Origin of the sequence: Alkalicoccus luteus (genome assembly GCF_052061695.1) — a bacterium.
GTDB classification, from domain to species: Bacteria; Bacillota; Bacilli; order Bacillales; family Salisediminibacteriaceae; genus Alkalicoccus; species Alkalicoccus luteus.
On the sequence record NZ_JBPZEY010000012.1, the window covers coordinates 76,438 to 94,522 of the forward strand.

Here is an 18,085-nt window from a genome sequence, read left to right on the forward strand (position 1 = left end):
ATGATAAAATAAAATCGTTGCAAGCAGAACACGGCTATACTCTGCGTCGCTTTTAAAGGAGGACGGAACGTGAGCAGCAATCAGGTGAAATTACTTAACAGCGTCACGATAGAAAAATGTCCGGACGCGTATAAAATGGTAGATTCCTTAAATCGCACGTTAAAAGAGAGAGATTTAATGTTTGGTATTGCGCTGGATGATAAAGACAGCAGCCGAATGGTATTTACGATATATGATACTGCGGGTGAATAATGCATGAAAAAATTACTGATGATATTAGGCCTGGCCGGAACGGCAGCGGTAGGCGTCACTGTATACGCTGTTCTCAACTCTGCATTAAACCCGCTGGAAGAACGGCAGGCTCTTGCGGCTGAAGCTGCTGAAGAGGAATATGAACTGCAGGAAATCCGGGAGATCGAGTATTTTCATGGAGCAGTCTCCTACCAGGTGATTGATGCAGTCGACGCTTCAGGAGAAGATGTCTATGTGTTTGTAGAAGACCCGCTTCCTGAAGAAGAGGAAGCGGCAGAAGAACTGGATGAAGCTGACAACGAGGCTGGGGAACAGGAAGAACCGGCTGAGGGAGAAGAACGTGACATCATCGTGTTGAATAAGAATGATGGGATTGCGCAGGACGAGGCTGTATCAATCGCTGCTTCTGACGCGGATATCAGCCGATTTATCTCAGTTAAACCGGGCTTTATCAGTGATACGGCTGTTTACGAGGTCCGTTATCGTGATTCGGAAGGGCGCTTCGGCTACTATTACGTTTCATTTGAAGATGGTGACTATCTCCGCAGATATGAACTGTCGCCGCGTATTTCCAGATAACCTTACTTCATTATAAATAGAGGAGTGTATTACAAATGCAATTTTCCCCTAAGGTAGAATCGATCACACCATCATCTACGCTTGCGATTACCGCTAAGGCTAAGGAACTTCGGGAACAGGGGCATGATGTCATTGGACTCGGGGCAGGTGAACCGGATTTTAATACACCGGAGTACATCATTGAAGCCAGCTATAAATCCATGCTGGAAGGACATACGAAGTATACTCCTGCTGCGGGCCTTCCTGCTTTGAAGCAAGCCATAGCTGAAAAATTAAAGCAGGACAACGGGCTTTCTTACCGTCCAGACGAAATTATCGTGTCAACGGGTGCCAAGCATGCGTTATCTTCTATTTTTCAAACGATTTTACAGGACGAAGATGAAGTTATCATCATCACACCTTATTGGGTAAGCTACCCGGAACAGGTGAAAATTGCAGGAGGCAAGCCTGTATTTGTAGAAGGACGCGAGGAAAACGGCTTTAAAGCAGAAGCTTCTCAGATTGAACAAGCAGTAACGGATAAGACGAAGGCGGTGATTATTAACTCGCCGTCCAACCCGACCGGAATGACGTATAGTGCTGCCGAACTGCGTGAAATAGGGGATGTGTGCCTAAAATACAACATGCTGATTATTTCAGATGAAATATATGAGAAGCTTCTGTATGACGGAGCGGAGCATGTTTCCATCGCCCAGCTTTCGCCGGAATTAAAAGAACAGACGCTGCTCGTAAATGGTGTCTCTAAATCGCATTCTATGACAGGATGGCGTATCGGCTACACAGCCGGAAATAGTGAAATTATCAAAAAGATGTCGAATCTGGCCAGCCATACTACGTCAAATCCGGCCGTTATGGCACAATATGGTGCGATCGCAGCCTATGAGAAGGACGATGGTTCGGTTGAGAACATGCGCGCTGCATTTGAAGAGCGGCTCAATAAAGTATTTGACCGGTTAAACAGCATTTCCGGATTCTCCTGTCAAAAGCCGCAGGGCGCTTTTTATTTGTTTCCAAACGTAAAAGAAGCGGTGGACGCCAGTCCTTATAAAACAACGGATGAATGGGTGACGGCCCTACTGGAAAAAGCAAAAGTCGCCGTTGTACCAGGCAGCGGGTTTGGCGCGCCGGATAATATCAGACTGAGCTATGCGACAAGCCTGGACCAGTTTGAGGAGGCGCTGAACAGAATCGAAGCATTTACAGCTTCACACGGATCCTGAATAGGTTCTCTAGCAGACGAGAGGTAATTTTTGACGGAGGTTATCGTATTGAAAACGACTATTAAACAAATTGGACAGCACGAAAATGAATCAGTAACGCTAGGAGCGTGGCTTGCAAATAAGCGGTCAAGCGGTAAAATTGCTTTTCTTCAGCTGCGTGACGGCACCGGCTTTATCCAGGGTGTGCTTGTTAAAGCCGAGGTTGGCGAAGAAAAATTTAAGGTGGCGAAGGAGCTTTCTCAGGAATCTTCCCTCTACGTAACAGGCACGGTAAAAAAAGATGACCGCGCTCCTTCCGGTTACGAATTAGCAGTTACAGATATAGAGGTCATTCATGAAGCGTCTGAGTATCCGATTACACCGAAAGAACACGGCACTGAATTTTTAATGGATCACAGGCACCTGTGGCTCCGTTCAAAAAAACAGCATGCGATCATGCGGATTCGTAACGAAATTATTCGTGCCACTTACGAGTATTTTAACCAGGAAGGTTTTGTGAAGGTAGATCCGCCTATTTTAACAGCAAGCTCAGCAGAGGGGACTACGGAGCTGTTTCATACGAAATACTTCGATGAAGATGCGTACCTTTCCCAGAGCGGCCAGCTGTACATGGAAGCAGCAGCGATGGCGCTTGGCAAAGTGTTCTCGTTCGGCCCGACTTTCCGGGCAGAGAAATCTAAAACGAGAAGGCATTTAATTGAGTTCTGGATGATCGAGCCTGAAATGGCATTTATGGATCATGAAGAAAGTCTGCAGGTGCAGGAAACGTATGTAACCGCAATTGTTCAGGCGGTTCTGGCAAACTGCAAAGAAGAGCTTGCTGTATTAGAGCGAGATACGGCCGTCCTGGAAAAAATTCAGGCTCCTTTCCCGCGAATTTCTTACGATGATGCTATCGCATTTTTACAAAAAGAGGGCTACGAGATTTCATGGGGCGAAGATTTTGGAGCGCCTCACGAAACGGCTATCGCCGAAGCTTACGACAAACCGGTGTTTATCACAAACTATCCGAAAGACATTAAGGCATTTTACATGAAGCCGCATCCTGAACGCGACGATGTCGTTTTATGTGCAGACCTTATCGCACCAGAAGGGTATGGAGAAATTATCGGCGGCAGCCAGCGTATCGACGATGAAGCACTTCTGCAGCAGCGTTATGAGGAACACAGTCTTTCTGCAGATGCTTATCAGTGGTACATGGACTTGAGAAAGTATGGATCCGTTCCTCATTCCGGCTTTGGCTTAGGTCTTGAACGAACGGTAGCCTGGATTTCGGGCACGGAACATGTCAGGGAAACGATTCCATTCCCAAGACTTCTAAACAGGCTTTATCCGTAATGATGCGAAAAGCGGCGCTATCGTAACGACGAACCCGTGCCGTTCGATTTCATACCAAGAGCCGTCCAGCGCCTTATTCATGTGGACGGCTTCTTTTTATCGCCAGGTTCAGCGAGTCGTCGACTTTCAGGTGACAAGAGAATTTTCAAGAATACGAAAGGAAGATCGTCATGGATGAAAAGCTGCTGAATCTGCTTCAGGAAAAGCCATTTGTTTTGCCTGCACTTTTTTTTAAGTCCTATAAACAACTCGGGTTAACGGATCAGGAATTTCTGCTGACCCTTCATATCCATCAGCTTTTAGAAGAAGGTATCAAGCTGCCTTCACCAGCGATGCTCTCTGCCAGAATGAGTACTGATGAAAATGAGATATCCTCCATTTTGCGACAGCTTTTGCGAAAAGGCCTTCTCGAAATCAAGGAACAGCCTGGCAGCAGTGCATCGATGATTCAGGAGGAAATGACGCTGCAGCCTCTGTATCGAAAAATGGCTGAGCAAGCAGGGCAGCCAGCGGAATCAGAAAGCCGGAAGCAGTCGGAAATGGAAGAGGGCCGCTTATTTCAACGATTTGAAGAAGAATTTGGACGGCCGCTTTCTTCTATTGAGATGGAAATGATTTCGATGTGGCTTGATGAAGATAAGCATTCTTGCGAGTTGATTCAATCTGCTCTCAAAGAAGCAGTGATCTCTTCAAAGCTCAATTTTCGGTACATTGATCGTATTTTGTTTGAGTGGAAGCGTAAAGGCGTAAAAACGCCAGACCAGGTCAGAAGGGTGTCGGAAGAAGTCCGGCATCAGCGAAAAGGAATACAGGCACCGCCAGTTAAAGCAGCCAGACCTCATCCCGGCTATAACTGGCTGGAAGGGGGAAACAGCTGATGCTGAATCGGACTCAAATCAGAGAAGTATTGGATACGATGGAAGCGATGTATCCGGATGCGGAATGTGAACTGACGCACTCTAATTCATTCGAATTGACGATCGCTGTTTTACTGTCTGCACAGGCAACGGATGCGCTCGTCAATAAAGTGACACCGGCGCTTTTTGATAAGTATAAATCGCCTGAGGATTATCTGGCGGTCCCGCTTGAAGAACTTGAACAGGATATTCGGCGGATCGGTCTTTTTCGAAGCAAAGCGAAAAACATTCAAAAGCTTTGCCGAAGCTTAATTGATGATTTTGACGGTGACATACCCAAGGAACGGGATGAGTTGGTTAAGCTGGCCGGAGTGGGACGAAAAACGGCAAATGTGGTCACGTCTGTGGCATTCGGAAGACCTGCAATTGCGGTTGATACACACGTAGAGCGAGTCAGCAAACGACTCGGTTTATGCCGTTGGAAAGATTCCGTTTTGGAAGTGGAAAAGGCACTTATGAAAAAAATACCTGAAGCAGAATGGTCAGATACGCACCACCGTATGATTTTCTTCGGGAGATATCATTGCAAAGCGCAGAAGCCTGCTTGTCCGGAATGCCCGCTTCTCTATTTATGCAGGGAAGGCAAAAAGCGGGAGAAAAAAACCGCGGCAGGATGAACGATAAGCTGATACAGATGCACAAGGCCTTTTATGAAAACTGGGATGAGCCCTACATGCGCCAATCAGCAGATGATAACGAAGTCAAACAAGCTGCAGCTGCCTTGCTGCAAATGCTCGAAACCGCAGCCGAAGAAAAAGCAGCGGCTTCCGTTTTTGATCAGCATGCCGCTCCTGTGAATGCTAAGGAGCGTTTCCAGTTTGTACAAGAAAAAGCCGGACATTTCACGGGGAGACTGGAAGTGTGCAAGCTGGCTCAGGAAATGAAGCATCGAATGAAGCGATAGGCCGAAGGCCGGCTTTACTAGACAACTATACGTATATAGGTAATAAGAGTGCCCGCAGAGACTCGATCTCTGAGGGCACTCTTATTTGTTGCTGGAAAACGGTCCGAATATGTGGCAGAGACCTCGCTGGCTGGCAGGGGGTCCCTAGGTTGAGACACCATTTTCCCTGCCGCAAACGATTATTCGTCTTCTGATTCGGGACTATCTGGTTCGTTCGCTTCCTGACTGGAAACCTCTTCTTCATTACCGTCGCCAGGGTCACCTTCACCTGGCGTATCTTCAGGAGGACCGTTATTGCTGTTACTGTTCTCAGCAGGAGTCCCTTCATTCGTTTGAGACTCTTCGTTTTCATCATTCGTTTCTGATTCATTTTCTGTATTGTTAGTTTCCGGAGCTGTGTTATTATCGTTTCCTGCGCTGTTATTTTCTTCTACGCTCTCATCTGGAGCTTCGTTATTCTCATTCGTTTCATTATTTTCATTGCTGTCGTTTTCTTCGTTTGTTTCATTGTTCTCATTCATGTTGTTTTCGTTGTTATTTTCGTCGTTGTTTGCTTCATTATTTTCTTCCTCTTCCTCGTCATCCTCTTCCGGTACAGTTACTTCTGCCGTGGCAGCATCTCCAGCCTCAGAGTCATCCTCATCGTCAACCGGCGTGATGCGGATGGTATAGGTCTCACCTGGTGCCGGATTAGAGAAGGAGTAGGACGTATTCTTCGTCGTATCAACGGTGCTGAAATCGGATTCTGAGTCGGAAACCTCAATACGGAAACTGAAAAACTCAAGTTCGTCTTCCGGGAAGCTCCAGCTCGCTTCAATCGTATTGCTGGATTCGTTATAGGAGGCGGAAAGGCCGCTGATTCCTGAAGCTTCTTCCATTTCAAATTCATCAGAAACGCTGCCAGGCTCTGTACCTCTGACAAAATACTCGCTGATGATTTCACTGTCAGGGGTAAAGCTGCTCGGCAGAAGACCGGTTGCGCGCTCAATATCCACCTCTACGACAGAATCAGGCTGGCTGAAGCCGGCAGTATCTCTGCCTTCATGAGCATAGTTCATCACTTCCTGGAATATATCCTGAGAAATGTGATGCTCATTGTTATTCCGGTCTATATAACCGTCGTTGGAGGATGGGTATCCAGTCCAGACAGATGCGGTCAGCTCTGTTGAATAACCGACAAACCACGCATCCGGTATCGCGTTGGCACCTTCAGGAATACCGTAGCGTTCTCTGTCTCCTTCATCAAAGTTACTGGATCCCGTTTTTCCGGCTGCTTCAAAACCGTTCATCTGCAGGCGGGCGGCAGTGCCGTCCGTCATCACATCTTTCAGCATGTCAGATACCATGAATGCAGTGTAATCTTCCATTGCTTGAGTGCCTTCAGGAGCAAGATCGATGACCTGGCCGTCAGGAAATTCAACTGCACGCACTGTATGAGGATCATTATACGTGCCGCCGTTGCCGAATGCGCCATACGCGCCGGCCATTTCAAAGGAAGAAACTTCATTAGCACCGAGGGCATTTGATTCTACCATCGTTTCTACCGGAATTCCCAGTCCTTCGGCAAATGCCTCGGAAGAATCAAGTCCAACTTCATGCAGGGCTTTTACCGCAGGTACGTTTAAGGAGTCGCGGAGTGCTTCCCGCATCGTAACATCACCCCGGAATGTCCGGGTGAAGTTTCGAACCGGATCGCCGGTAGTGTATTCGTATTCTTCATCCTCAATAATCTGGCCGGTTGACCACTGCTCATGTTCAATGACAGGTCCATAGGCGAAGATCGGTTTACTTGTAGAACCGGCTTGTCTGGAAGGACTCGTTGCCCAGTTCCACATCCGCACACCTTCTGCCTGCTCGCGCATACCGCCAATTGCATGCACCTGACCGGTGTCAGTATCCATCAGCGTGACACCAGCCTGCATGAGTTCATCCGGGAATTGCACGAACTCGTCAGTCTGCATGACGCGCTCCACGTGTTCCTGCAGATCACGATCCAGGTTCGTGTAAATTTTCAAGCCGCCGGTATAAATGTCACTCGCTTCGATACCTTCAATTTCCTCGACCTCATCTAAAACCTGATCGATATAGGACTGGAATTGATTTGGCTCCCGTTCGGTGCGCTCAAGCTGTTCTTCAACTGGAATGCTTTTTGCTTCTGCAGCTTCTTCTTCAGTAATTTTGCCGTAATGTGCCATGCGGTCGAGCACGATATTACGGCGATTTTCTGCTAAGTCTGGATTGTTATAAGGATTATGTGCGTTCGGTCGCTGCGGAATACCAGCCAAAAGGGCAGCATCTTCAAGCTCCAGCTCATCAAGCTCTTTGTTGAAGTAGTAGCTGGAAGCTTCTACAATGCCGTAGCGCCCGTCTGAAAAGTAAATCGCGTTCAAATACATCTCCAGTATTTGATCCTTCGTATAGCTTTGTTCGAGCTGAAGGGCAAGGTATTGTTCCTGCAGTTTTCTTGTAATTGTCTTATCAAAGTCAAAGAAAAGGTTCTTCACAACCTGCTGAGTGATGGTACTTGCACCCTCGCTGCCAAAACCGCTGCGGACGTTTGCGACAACTGCACCGCCAAGCCGTCTTACATCGATACCAAAGTGATCGTAAAAGCGAGCGTCTTCTATAGCGAGCACAGCATCAATCATTACAGGAGGAACTTCTTCGATGTCCGCGGAGCGCCGGTTTTCACCGGTTTCCAACGTCGTAATAATTTCATCATTCATGTCGAGAATTTCCGGATTCTGTGACAGCGTTAACTGCTCGTGGTCCAGTTCCGGTGCATCGCGGATTATCGCGAATGCGGTGATCCCGCCTGCGATTATTCCAACCATAATCAGAATGAGAAACACCATAAACACTTTTTTGAAAAAACCGCGGCCGGAAGTTTTCTTTTTAGGTTTCTCTGGACCGCGGGATTTTTTACGCTGACTTCGTGACAGATTTTCTGCCATATTGCATCTTCCTTTCTTCTATCAGCTCTAAAGGCTGAGCCATTCATCAACGGCCGACAAGTAATCCACGCTCGGCATGAATCCTTGGCTGACACGAAATCCTGATTCTTCAATCCAGGATTTCGGAATGGATTTTCGTTTTTCTTCATTGTTTGTCCATGCGATAAAGACAGCGGCTGGAATGAGATAAATTTCTTCATGAACAGTGAAATGTACAAGCACAAATGCTTTCCCGCCATGATCTACCACGGCTTTCATATGATGGAGCTGGTGCTCGTGAAAGTTTTTCAACGGAAAGCTCTGCTTATTACGGGTTTCCTTCGCTTCAAAATCGAGATGAAACCCTTTATAAACGCCGTTAAAATCGGTGGTTGAAGGTTTTTGGAAATAAGCTTCTGTCACAACTGCAGCACTCCGCTTTGGATAATGCACGTTCACAATTTGAAGCGGGGTAGGCTTTTTATGAATCACTGCAATTCCCCTGGACAGATAAAACTCATTAGATTCTTCAATGCGCTCTTCAAACCGCATCCCTCGGTTGCTGAAACTGCTGTCCTTCTTATAGTCGCTTTTTTTAGCGGTCGGGATACGCTTCGGCTGAAATTTTTTACCGTTTGGATATCGGATGGCCATAAATAGACGCCTCCTGAATGGCTTATCGTTATGCGAAACACATGAGCCTGCTAAAACAGGCATCGATATATGATATCAGATTTTAGACGCACATGCTACGTGCCTGTGGCGGGTGACCAGCTCCATCTGTTACAATCATACCGGGGTGAGCAGCATGAATGAATTCGAATTGTTACTTAAGAGAACAGATATAGTGAAGGATTGGAATCGTCAAGCAGAAGAACACTTTCAAACGTACCGGATTGGCGGAGCAACTGCAGATTTTTATGATGACGTGAAGCCGTTTGTTGAGCAAGTAATGCAGGATTTAGAGAACTGGGTGCCAGATGTGCTGAAATTTTTAGAGATGGCGAAGCCGGCATATGTGCATGCCCAGCAAATTGATCAGCTTGCTGAAAATGTGGAGATGGTAGCTGTTACGTGTTTTCAGCAGGATACCAAAAAGAAGCGGTTCAGAGAGCAGGTTAAATCGATCGATTATACGCTGGAAATGGTGAAACAGGCCGTTGTGGAATATCAACAGAAGAAAGAAGGGGAGCAAACGTGAAAAGCTGGGTGATGGCGCTGTTTACCAGTTTACTGCTGATACTTTTATCGGGATGCGGAGAAGAGGGAACGTGGGAAGCGGCCGACCGCGACACGGAAGATCAAGAAACCGAGTTCGTCATAGAATATATGGAAGCCTGGGAAGAAAGCTTGGAACGCCAAAGCTTTTCTTATATGGAGCCGTACTATATCTTAAACACGCACGGTTACCATACGGAAAGACGGCAGCATCAGCAGCTGTCAGCATCACGAACGATTGAACGAGTCGATGAAATCCGTGAGATTCAGGCGGAAGAGAATGAATTTGGAGAAGAGCGGATTGCAGTGACCGGAGTGTTTGTTTCAGACAGAGGCGGCGAAGAAGAACGCCGTGAAGGAACACGCTATTATTACCTTCAATTGCAGAATGATGAATTTAAAATTGATGCAATAGGGCGGGAACAATAGCAGCTGGCGCGCCGTGAAATAGATGATGAAAAACCGTGTATTCTTTTTAAAGAATACACGGTTTTTCGGGTTGATCACTAAAGGATACAAAGACATACGGTTGTTCGTTTATGTTCCATGCTGTTTATTCAGCTTTTTAAGTGTACGCGTGAAAAGGTGCGGATTAAGCACTAGGCATGTTTCTGATTGAGCGCCGTAGTTGCGCACAATCATTCCATTTGTCTTCGTCATGCCTCATCCTTCATAAAATCCGGTCAGATCATCGTCACAGCACAAATCGATCATGTACAGTTGACTGCAATCTTTCAACATTCTCGAAACGAGCTCTTTTCCAATTCCTTGACCTTTGTATTGCGGAAGAACTTCAACCAGTGGAATATAAGCAGTGAGAACGCCGTCACTGACTGCCTTAATAAAGCTTGCAACCTGTTGATGATTCTCATCATATGCCACGATAACCTTCCAGCTGTCCTGCAAAAGCCGCCAATGCGTTTTGTATCAAGCGTCTCAGGCCAACCGGCAAAGAAGCCGTGAAGCATGTCAGCAGTAATGTCGTCTGGCGATGTTTTATATATGATTTGATCCACTCCTTTTTTAACAGGCTTAAAAAGAGCGATCGGATTCTATAAAATAGCAGCATGTAAGCTTTTCATTCTGATCATAAGGTGGCAGGCAGCTTCCGCTTGGAAACGAAAGATGGGAGCTGCTGCTACATTTCTTCTACGTCAAATACGCGGTATCCATTGCTTTCGAGATCCTGCAGGAGGCTGTCCAGCTTTTCCCGGCCGGTGCTTGCCGGAAGTGTGACAATGACACGTCTGAAGAAGGTACTGTCAGTATCCAGAGTCATCAGACTGTGAATAGAACTGTATTTTTTAACAGTTGTCATAATTCCGCTCAGGGCACCCTGATATTCATGCGTTGAGACCGTAAATGTTAAATTACCGGACTCGATGCCCCATGAGTCTTCCAAAATCGACATCACGTTGCCGTGCGTCAAAATACCGGTAAACACGTTCTCCTGATCTGTCACGGCGATATAAGGGTATCTTCTAATATTTTTAAAGATCCTGAAAAAAGAAGCAGATTCCTGCAGGTGAACATCCCGATCTGCCAGAAGTGTTTCCAACGGAGCCTGCTTGTCTATTTCACCGTACAGTAAAGCTTTATAAACATCCTGCGCGTACACATTGCCTTTAAAATGTTTGCCGTCATCCGATAGGACGGGAACACAACGAAATCCGCTTTTCTCCAGCACATCCAGCGCCTGACCGACAGAATAAGACTCTTTACAGGTGATCACGTCGTCCTTAGGTATAATGTTATATTTGATTTTCAATGCTCATTCACCCTTTCTGGTATAATAGAATAAAGTCTATGGGTGTTTCATGGAATGATGGCAGGGTATGCCAGCTGGTTCTATTATACCAGAGTACATGAACTGTCTGCACAAGTCTTTACAGCTTTTGCCGAGCATCGTTGCTGATAAACCCGATTTTTAAAAGAGGAAAGCAGGTATTCAGGGAGGCGGTTTTACAATGAAAGAAGCATTGATACTTGTTGACTATACAAATGATTTTGTTGCAGAGGATGGCCGTTTAACATGTGGAGAACGAGGTCGCAGCATTGAGGAGGCCATCACCAATCTGGCAAGATCGTTTATTGAATCCGGAACTTATACCGTTTTTGCAGTAGACGCTCATGAAGAAGGCGATCCGTTTCACCCGGAGGCAACTCTCTTTCCGCCTCATAATATTTTAGGTACGAAAGGCCGTAATTTGTACGGAATACTTGGAGACTATGTGGAGAATCTCGACGGGGGTTATTACTGGATGAATAAAACTCGTTACAGTGCATTCGCGGGAACAGACTTAGAATTGAAGCTCCGCGAGCGCGGGATCACGACGCTGCACCTTGCCGGAGTGTGTACCGACATTTGTATTCTCCACACTGCGGTAGATGCATTTAATAAAGGCTTTCATATTGTCGTGCATGCAAATGCTGTGGAGAGCTTTAATCCGACTGGGCATCAGTGGGCGCTCGAACATTTTAAGCAAACGCTCGGTGCGGAAGTAAGAGGGGAATCTTCGTGATTGCATCCTCCGGATAACGGGTAAACCGGCTATGAGGAGGGATAAAAATGGAATTACAATCTGCAAGAAAACAGCTTGAAGAAGTAGCACATCTCTGCCAGGAGCTTAAAAACTCGTACATGCGGCTTGATGACAATCTCAAACAGGAATTTAAGATCGGGTACGGGCTTGACCTTGATGTCGATGAGCTTGCACGCGTCTTATTTGACTGGTCAGAAATTCAGCATGACAGGCATCACGGGAAAAATCAATAGAGCTGCAAACACAGGCTGCTGACTTCCCTGAGGGAGCGCAGCCTGTGTGTTTGTCGAAAGGAGATACATATGAATAAATGGATGGATATATCAAGAGAGCTGCACGAGGGCATGAACGTCTGGCCTGGAGATGCGCCTTTTCATAAAAGCGGTACAATGTCTATGGAAAAAGGAGACAGCGTAAACGTCTCAAAGATAAGCATGAGCGTCCATACTGGAACGCACGCCGATGCTCCCTATCATTACAGTCGGGAAGGCAGCGGGATCAGCGAAATCGATATCAATCGATTCTCTGGTCCGGCACTTGTCGTTGGCACAGACGAATGGCCTGTTCTGACGATAAATGCTTTTCAGAAGCAGCTCCCTGCAGGTGTTCGGCATGTGTTATTTAAAACTGCTGCAAAGCCGGGAAGCTATGAATCCTTTCCAGTGATGGATCCTGCTTTAATTCACGCATTGGGTGAGCAGGGAGTTCAACTGATCGGAACGAATGCCCCGTCGGTAGATCCGCTGGAAAGCAAAGATCTTCCGGCTCATCATGCCTGTCTGGAAGAGGATATCCTCATTCTTGAAGGGTTGAATCTGCACATCGAGCCAGGCTTATATGAGCTTGTCGCTTTCCCTTTAAAATTACACGGAGCAGACGGTTCCCCTGTCAGAGCGGCACTTCGGAAACGGGAGGGAAGCAGTCGGTATGACTGAGTTTACCTACTTTTATACGCCAGTCTGCGGAACATGTAAACTTGCGGAGAGGTTTGTTGACATTGCAGAACAGCTTCCCGGAACCGAAAAAGTAAGCCGGTTGGACATTAACGAACATCCAGATCTGGCCCAGAAATGGCAAATCACAAGTGTCCCTTGTTTAATGAAAGTAATCGATGGACAACCGCAGGATCGTATGTATGCGTTTCGCGACGTCCCTCGTGTTGTTCAATTTATACAAAAGTCAAAGGGGGAGCACTCTTGATGGAAACAATCTCTATCCGCAGGCTGGTTAGTGAAGAAACGGTAGTGCTTTCAAACTGCGATCAACCAGTTATTCTGACCTTCTGGACGACCTGGTGTCCTGAGAGTCAGACTGATTTGCAGCTGAAGCAGGCACTTTACCGATCAGCCGATCCAAATAAGCTTGATATGTATACCGTTCACGTACCTGGCAGAGAAGCAGCTGGTGCGGACCCGGCTGCTTTTTATGAGAAAGCAGGTCTATCCATCCCTGCTTTGCAGGATGATGGAAGAGCGTTATATGACCGCTTGAATTTAAACGGGGTACCTTCTACAGTATTTATTAGCAGGCAGGGAGAGGTAACGCATGTTCTGGGAGATCAGGCATCGCCGGAGGAGATCAGGCATCGCCGGAGGAGATCTGGAGAGCGTTAGCGGAGACCGCCGGTTAACCACCGGCGAGTCCGCTGCCTAAACAGAAAATTATACAGGACGGGAACCGTTCTCATAAATATAGCGCAGCAGCGGAACCGCCTCAGCCGGGTATCCGGTGTCAGACAAGTCCTGAACGGCGCGATTTATGTCATACGGAACGCGGCGAAATTGTACGTGGACATCGTCATCACGGTCTAAAAGCACATAGGACGCTTCCGGCGACCCGTCAAACGGTAATCCAACACTGCCCGTATTAATAATAGATTTTCCGTTTATTCTTCGGTAGTGAGGATCGTGAATATGCCCGTATGCATAATAATCAGCACGAGGATTTGCGGAACCGAATGCCTGAAACGCTTCGTCTTCAGCATGTTTTGGAATGACGGTAAATAAGCTTTCAGGAGTTGCATGTACCGCATAAAGCTGTCGTTTATTGCTCAAGGGCAGCTCAAGCGATGAAGGCAGATGGTGCAGGTAGGCCCGCTGATCCTCTGACAGGTGTCCTGCAGTGAAAGTTTGTTCTGCACGCATTAACTCTATCGCTTCTGCCGGTACTTCACCAGCGTGAATGCCGCGGACTGCCCATTCGTCCGCATTTCCTTTAATGACGTAATCACAGTGAGTACGTACTTTTTCGAGGCATTCAGAAGGCTTCGGACCGCGGTAGGAAATATCCCCAAGCATAACAATAGCAGATACTCGATTTGACTGAATATCTTCCAGCACAGCATCCAGGGCTGCTTCATTACCATGTACGTCTGAAAGTAATGCTGTTCTCATTCTGTCACTTCCTTTAAAATGGAATTTAACGGGAATGCCGCTTTTTCCTATTTTAACAGATCATGGGCATGAAAACAGATAAGAGGGGAGTCTTTTGAGCTGTTCGACTGCGGTATGATAGGATGAAGAAGAACGACCAGTTTAGGCAGTGGCAAGGCCGGAACGCACGCCGCTATCTTTCTGAGTATCCAGGCTGCGTATAATGAGACAACGTTCCTCTGCTATGGAGCGGATCTATATCGGAATGTTGACGAAAATAGATGAAGGAGTTTGATAGTCAATGAAAATTCGATCTGTAGAACCAACACCAAGTCCGAATACAATGAAATTTACATTGAGTGAATCGCTTCCTCAAGGAAGTGCGAATAACTATAAACAGGGTGATACGAAAGAGGCACCTGAGTTTGTCACCTCTCTGCTCGCAATTGATGGCATTAAAAGCGTCTACCATGTTTCCGACTTTATCGCTGTTGATCGTCATCCAAAAGCAGACTGGAAGGAAATACTTCCACAAGTCCGGGAAGTATTTGGTCAGGAATCAGAAGAAGAAGCAGTAGCTGCAGGTGATGACCATTTCGGGGAAGTGACGATAGAAGTACAAGTTTTTAAAGAAATTCCAATGCAGGTTAAAGCAGCAGACGGGGAGGGCGAGGCCCGGGAAGCGCTGCCAGCCCGTTTTGCTGAAGCTGCCGGCAAAGCTGCACTGCCCGAGGATAACATTGTCATGATGCGTTCATGGGAGCAGCAAAAGCCCCGGTACGGTGACCGGGAAGAAGCTGCTAAAGCAGTAGCGGAGGAGCTGGAAGCCGCTTATTCACAGGAACGACTGGACCGCCTTGTCCAAAAAGCGCTGAACCCGGAATCGTTCAAGGCTGACCGGGAATGGGTTACAGTCACGGCAGAAATGCTGGACCATGAAGATTGGAGACAGCGTTTTGCATGGCTTGAACAGATGGATCCGCAGATGAAAGATTTAGACGTACTCGAAAAAGCACTCCAGGATGAAAAGTCGTCAATCCGCAGACTTGCAGCTGTTTATATCAGTATGCTGGAAGATGAATCGGTGATTCCTGTGCTTGAGAGAGCAATGGAAGACAAATCTGTTACTGTGAGACGAACTGCAGCGGACGGGTTTTCGGATATCGGCAGTCAGGCAGGTATTCCTGCTATGATTAGGGCACTGGAAGATAAAAGCAGACTAGTGCGCTGGCGAGCCGCTATGTTTCTTTACGAACTTGGCGACGACAGCGCAGCCGAACCGTTGAAACGTGCGACGGAAGATCCGGAATTTGAAGTAGCGCTTCAAGCTAAAATAGCGCTCGCACGGATTGAAAAAGGTGAAGAAGCGAAAGGATCTGTATGGAAGCAGATGGCTGACGCGTTTGATAATGGAGCTGAGGAGGGGAACCGATGACAAAAGACGAACTAGTTCAAACATTGGAACGGGAAGGCATGACGGAGGCACTCGAGCTGATTGAGGATGCTGAAAAAGGAAGTTTGACAGCATTGGAGTTAGCGCCTTCTTTAGGGTTGCTGCGAAACGATGAATGGAACGAGGCGCTGTTAAACGTGCTCCAAAGCGAAGGAGTCGAAATTATATACGTGGATGAAGAAAATTGAGTACGGCAGCATCCAGCGAGTTGAGGCCGCTTCCGGATCAGCCTCTCGCTGGAAAGACGCTTCGTGTCTGGAAGATAGGTGCTGCAGCAGAATCTCTGTTCTTGTTTTTACTCCCTGCCGGGTACTGGGGAGCTACCTTCATTTGGGAGCTGCCAATGTGGCCGCTGTATGTGATCGCAAGTTTTTTCGTGCTGCTTGCCGTGTTAAATATATTCGTTATCCAGACGTTAAAATGGAGGCGCTGGCGCTATAAGGTTTATGAGAATGAGGTTGAATTGATGAGAGGGGTCTTTATCGTAGAGCGGGTTATTATTCCAATGATTCGTGTCCAGCACGTTGATACCCGGCAAGGGCCTATTTTGCGCCACTATAAATTGGCGAGCGTCACCGTTTCAACAGCAGCGACTATTCACGAAATACCAGGCTTGGAAATGGAAAAAGCAGATGAGCTGAGAGACCGGATTGCCAGACTGGCCAGGGAGGCTGACCCGGATGAGTAGCTGGAAGCGTCAGCACCCTGCAGCTATTTTCGTTTCTTTTTTAGGCAGTTTAAAACAACTGGTGATCACGCTCATCATTTTATTTGTTTTCGGTCAGTCCGCCCAGGGACTTCCCGCGCCTGTGCTGGCAGGGATATTTGGTGTCATATTGCTTTTTGCATTAGCCGGGGGTTTCGTGTCATGGTGGAAATTTGAATACATGCTGCTTCCTGATGAGCTTCAGGTAAAGCAAGGACTGATCGTTAAACGAAACCGGTTTATTCGCCGGGAGCGAGTGCAAAGTATTGATATTAACGCAGGTCCGATTCAACGGATTTTCGGGCTGGTGGAAGTGAAAATAGAGACGGCGGGAGGCGGCAGCGAGCCCGAATTCCGACTCATTGCGCTGAGACGCTCCGAAGCTGAAGAAATTCGCGGTGAATTGTTAAAGAAGAAGCAGAGCCGGAGCTTTGCCGGCGAAATCAGTGCAGGGATGGATGAAGCGTTATCGGAGGGGTGGAGCGACACGAAGACTGCTCCGGACTTTAACTGGAAGCTGTCGCCAGGCATGCTGCTTATTGCAGCAATTACATCGAGCGGTGTCGGAATAGCGGCGACTTTTGCTGCAGCGGTCATTTCACAGGTTCCCCAGTTTTTACCGGACTGGATTATTAATATAGCAGTTGGCTGGATTATTCAGTCGAGTATCGTTTACATCGGTGGATTTATTGTAACCGTGCTGCTGGTAGCTTGGGTGTTTACCATCATTTCTACCGTGCTGAAATACGGTTTTTTCACCGTTTTCAAGCAGGGGAAAGATATCTATATATCTCGTGGGGTCATTGAGACCAGGCAGCTTACGATTCATGCCGATCGTGTGCATGCCGTGCGTATTGTAACGAATCTTCTTCGGCAGCCGTTGGGATTTTGTGCAGTTTATGTGGAGAGCGCAGGCGGCGGGACAAAGGATGAGGATTTATCGACTATTTTGCTCCCGCTTTGCCGGAGAAAAGAAGCTGTTAAGCTGCTTCAGGAAATAGTACCGGAGTATGCGTTTGTGCCGGAATATGAAGGTCTTCCTAAAGAAAGCATGCGCAGATATATGATAAGACTGGCAGTGCCGGCTATGCTGGCAGCCGGGGCGGCGACTTACCTGATCCCTTACGGCTATATTGCCTTTCTGCTCCCGGTAGCAGCGGGACTTATTGGCTATTTGCAGTACAAAGCCGCTGGAATCTCTTCCGAAAAAGACTACTTATTTATCCGCTCCAGAAGCATTTCCCTTATGGAAGTGTTTTTACCGAGACGACGAATTCAGGATTTGGAGTACAGCCAAAATCCGCTGCAGCGACTCGATAATCTTCATACCCTTCACGTATCTGTGCTTACGACTATAATCGGAAAAACATTTTCGCTAAAGCACGTTTCTGATAAGCAGCGGGAAATATATATGAGATGGTTTTCGTATGAGGAGAGAGAAAAAGGAGGCGGATTCGAGATCGAGCATGAAGCCTCTGACCAGCACCAGGGCATTTCGCCGTAATCATACGAAGCTGGACAGATTTGTGTTAGAGGCTGGGACAAAATACTTCTCCAGCACGTAAAAAACGCTTTCGATGACCCAGGCGGGTCGTCGAGAGCGTTTTATTTGGGAGAAGCAATAACGAATCTGTCTCATGGCCGTGAACT

The 18,085-nt window shown here is 47.2% G+C and carries 23 protein-coding genes; 18 read left to right on the top strand and 5 right to left on the bottom strand.

The annotated features are described in order from the left end of the window. The first annotated feature begins 84 nt into the window (after positions 1-84). The 7 genes from ACSZLD_RS14810 to ACSZLD_RS14840 all read left to right on the top strand — a co-directional run bounded on the left by ACSZLD_RS14810 (position 85) and on the right by ACSZLD_RS14840 (position 5,210). Entirely contained in the window at positions 85-252 is a 168-nt protein-coding gene (locus ACSZLD_RS14810) for a YpmA family protein (protein ID WP_377908571.1), read from the top strand. A 3-nt stretch (positions 253-255) separates the two neighbouring features. Then, positions 256-831 carry a cell wall elongation regulator TseB-like domain-containing protein gene (locus tag ACSZLD_RS14815; RefSeq protein WP_377908499.1) on the top strand — a complete coding sequence of 192 codons (576 nt, stop codon included), beginning with the start codon at positions 256-258 and terminating at the stop codon, positions 829-831. Between the two features lie 35 nt (positions 832-866). After that, positions 867-2,051, top strand: coding sequence for a pyridoxal phosphate-dependent aminotransferase (locus tag ACSZLD_RS14820; protein WP_377908498.1), 1,185 nt, complete (start codon positions 867-869; stop codon positions 2,049-2,051). A 48-nt stretch (positions 2,052-2,099) separates the two neighbouring features. Beyond that, positions 2,100-3,389 carry an asparagine--tRNA ligase gene (gene asnS, locus ACSZLD_RS14825; protein WP_377908497.1) on the top strand — a complete coding sequence of 430 codons (1,290 nt, stop codon included), beginning with the start codon at positions 2,100-2,102 and terminating at the stop codon, positions 3,387-3,389. 170 nt (positions 3,390-3,559) lie between these two features. Next, entirely contained in the window at positions 3,560-4,267 is a 708-nt protein-coding gene (locus ACSZLD_RS14830; RefSeq protein ID WP_444685636.1) for a DnaD domain protein, read from the top strand. Then, positions 4,267-4,923 (top strand): endonuclease III, encoded by a 657-nt coding sequence (gene nth / locus ACSZLD_RS14835; protein ID WP_377908495.1) that lies wholly within the window; start codon positions 4,267-4,269, stop codon positions 4,921-4,923. Before ACSZLD_RS14830 ends, nth begins: the two co-directional genes overlap by 1 nt. A 56-nt stretch (positions 4,924-4,979) precedes the next feature. Then, positions 4,980-5,210 carry a YpoC family protein gene (locus tag ACSZLD_RS14840; protein WP_444685637.1) on the top strand — a complete coding sequence of 77 codons (231 nt, stop codon included), beginning with the start codon at positions 4,980-4,982 and terminating at the stop codon, positions 5,208-5,210. A gap of 179 nt (positions 5,211-5,389) precedes the next feature. Here the strand turns inward: ACSZLD_RS14840 and ACSZLD_RS14845 are convergent, their stop codons facing one another. Then, positions 5,390-8,164, bottom strand: coding sequence for a PBP1A family penicillin-binding protein (locus ACSZLD_RS14845; RefSeq protein ID WP_444685638.1), 2,775 nt, complete (start codon positions 8,162-8,164; stop codon positions 5,390-5,392). Positions 8,165-8,191: 27 nt separating this feature from the next. Continuing rightward, complete coding sequence (recU, locus tag ACSZLD_RS14850; RefSeq protein ID WP_444685639.1) at positions 8,192-8,797, bottom strand: Holliday junction resolvase RecU; 606 nt, start codon at positions 8,795-8,797, stop codon at positions 8,192-8,194. A gap of 193 nt (positions 8,798-8,990) precedes the next feature. Between recU and ACSZLD_RS14855 the strand changes: the two genes are divergently transcribed. Then, positions 8,991-9,344: a YppE family protein gene (locus ACSZLD_RS14855; protein WP_444685640.1), complete on the top strand. Its 354-nt coding sequence runs from the start codon at positions 8,991-8,993 to the stop codon at positions 9,342-9,344. After that, entirely contained in the window at positions 9,341-9,790 is a 450-nt protein-coding gene (locus ACSZLD_RS14860) for a hypothetical protein (protein ID WP_444685641.1), read from the top strand. The genes ACSZLD_RS14855 and ACSZLD_RS14860 overlap by 4 nt, the downstream gene beginning before the upstream one ends. Positions 9,791-10,024: 234 nt before the next feature. Here ACSZLD_RS14860 and ACSZLD_RS14865 read toward each other — a convergent pair whose 3' ends face one another. Together ACSZLD_RS14865 and cbpA are read right to left on the bottom strand one after the other, a co-directional pair. Beyond that, complete coding sequence (locus tag ACSZLD_RS14865) at positions 10,025-10,243, bottom strand: GNAT family N-acetyltransferase (protein WP_444685642.1); 219 nt, start codon at positions 10,241-10,243, stop codon at positions 10,025-10,027. 256 nt (positions 10,244-10,499) lie between these two features. Next, entirely contained in the window at positions 10,500-11,129 is a 630-nt protein-coding gene (cbpA, locus tag ACSZLD_RS14870; protein WP_444685643.1) for a cyclic di-AMP binding protein CbpA, read from the bottom strand. A gap of 199 nt (positions 11,130-11,328) precedes the next feature. Here cbpA and ACSZLD_RS14875 point away from each other — a divergent pair, with 199 nt between their 5' ends. The 5 genes from ACSZLD_RS14875 (at position 11,329) to ACSZLD_RS14895 (ending at position 13,517) form a co-directional block, all read left to right on the top strand. Next, entirely contained in the window at positions 11,329-11,883 is a 555-nt protein-coding gene (locus ACSZLD_RS14875) for a cysteine hydrolase family protein (protein ID WP_444685644.1), read from the top strand. Positions 11,884-11,930: 47 nt separating this feature from the next. After that, the gene (locus ACSZLD_RS14880) at positions 11,931-12,137 is read left to right on the top strand and encodes a hypothetical protein (protein WP_168008799.1); all 207 of its coding nucleotides are present in this window, start codon (positions 11,931-11,933) and stop codon (positions 12,135-12,137) included. Between the two features lie 69 nt (positions 12,138-12,206). Continuing rightward, entirely contained in the window at positions 12,207-12,839 is a 633-nt protein-coding gene (locus ACSZLD_RS14885; RefSeq protein ID WP_444685645.1) for a cyclase family protein, read from the top strand. Then, entirely contained in the window at positions 12,832-13,104 is a 273-nt protein-coding gene (locus ACSZLD_RS14890) for a thioredoxin family protein (protein ID WP_444685646.1), read from the top strand. Before ACSZLD_RS14885 ends, ACSZLD_RS14890 begins: the two co-directional genes overlap by 8 nt. Next, positions 13,104-13,517: a TlpA disulfide reductase family protein gene (locus ACSZLD_RS14895; protein WP_444685652.1), complete on the top strand. Its 414-nt coding sequence runs from the start codon at positions 13,104-13,106 to the stop codon at positions 13,515-13,517. The genes ACSZLD_RS14890 and ACSZLD_RS14895 overlap by 1 nt, the downstream gene beginning before the upstream one ends. Before the next feature lie 48 nt (positions 13,518-13,565). Here ACSZLD_RS14895 and ACSZLD_RS14900 read toward each other — a convergent pair whose 3' ends face one another. Further along, a complete protein-coding gene (locus tag ACSZLD_RS14900) occupies positions 13,566-14,297 on the bottom strand; it encodes a metallophosphoesterase family protein (protein ID WP_444685647.1) in 732 nt (243 codons plus the stop codon). Positions 14,298-14,577: 280 nt separating this feature from the next. On the opposite strand from ACSZLD_RS14900, the gene ACSZLD_RS14905 reads away from it, so the two are divergent. Genes ACSZLD_RS14905 through ACSZLD_RS14920 form a run of 4 tightly spaced genes read left to right on the top strand, consistent with a single transcriptional unit; the run spans position 14,578 to position 17,939 of the window. Beyond that, positions 14,578-15,711, top strand: coding sequence for a conserved virulence factor C family protein (locus ACSZLD_RS14905; protein WP_377908483.1), 1,134 nt, complete (start codon positions 14,578-14,580; stop codon positions 15,709-15,711). After that, positions 15,708-15,917, top strand: a complete 210-nt coding sequence (locus tag ACSZLD_RS14910) for a hypothetical protein (RefSeq protein WP_444685648.1) — start codon at positions 15,708-15,710, stop codon at positions 15,915-15,917. The genes ACSZLD_RS14905 and ACSZLD_RS14910 overlap by 4 nt, the downstream gene beginning before the upstream one ends. Next, positions 15,914-16,417, top strand: coding sequence for a PH domain-containing protein (locus tag ACSZLD_RS14915; protein ID WP_377908480.1), 504 nt, complete (start codon positions 15,914-15,916; stop codon positions 16,415-16,417). Before ACSZLD_RS14910 ends, ACSZLD_RS14915 begins: the two co-directional genes overlap by 4 nt. Further along, the gene (locus ACSZLD_RS14920) at positions 16,410-17,939 is read left to right on the top strand and encodes a PH domain-containing protein (protein WP_444685649.1); all 1,530 of its coding nucleotides are present in this window, start codon (positions 16,410-16,412) and stop codon (positions 17,937-17,939) included. The genes ACSZLD_RS14915 and ACSZLD_RS14920 overlap by 8 nt, the downstream gene beginning before the upstream one ends. Positions 17,940-18,085: the final 146 nt, after the last annotated feature.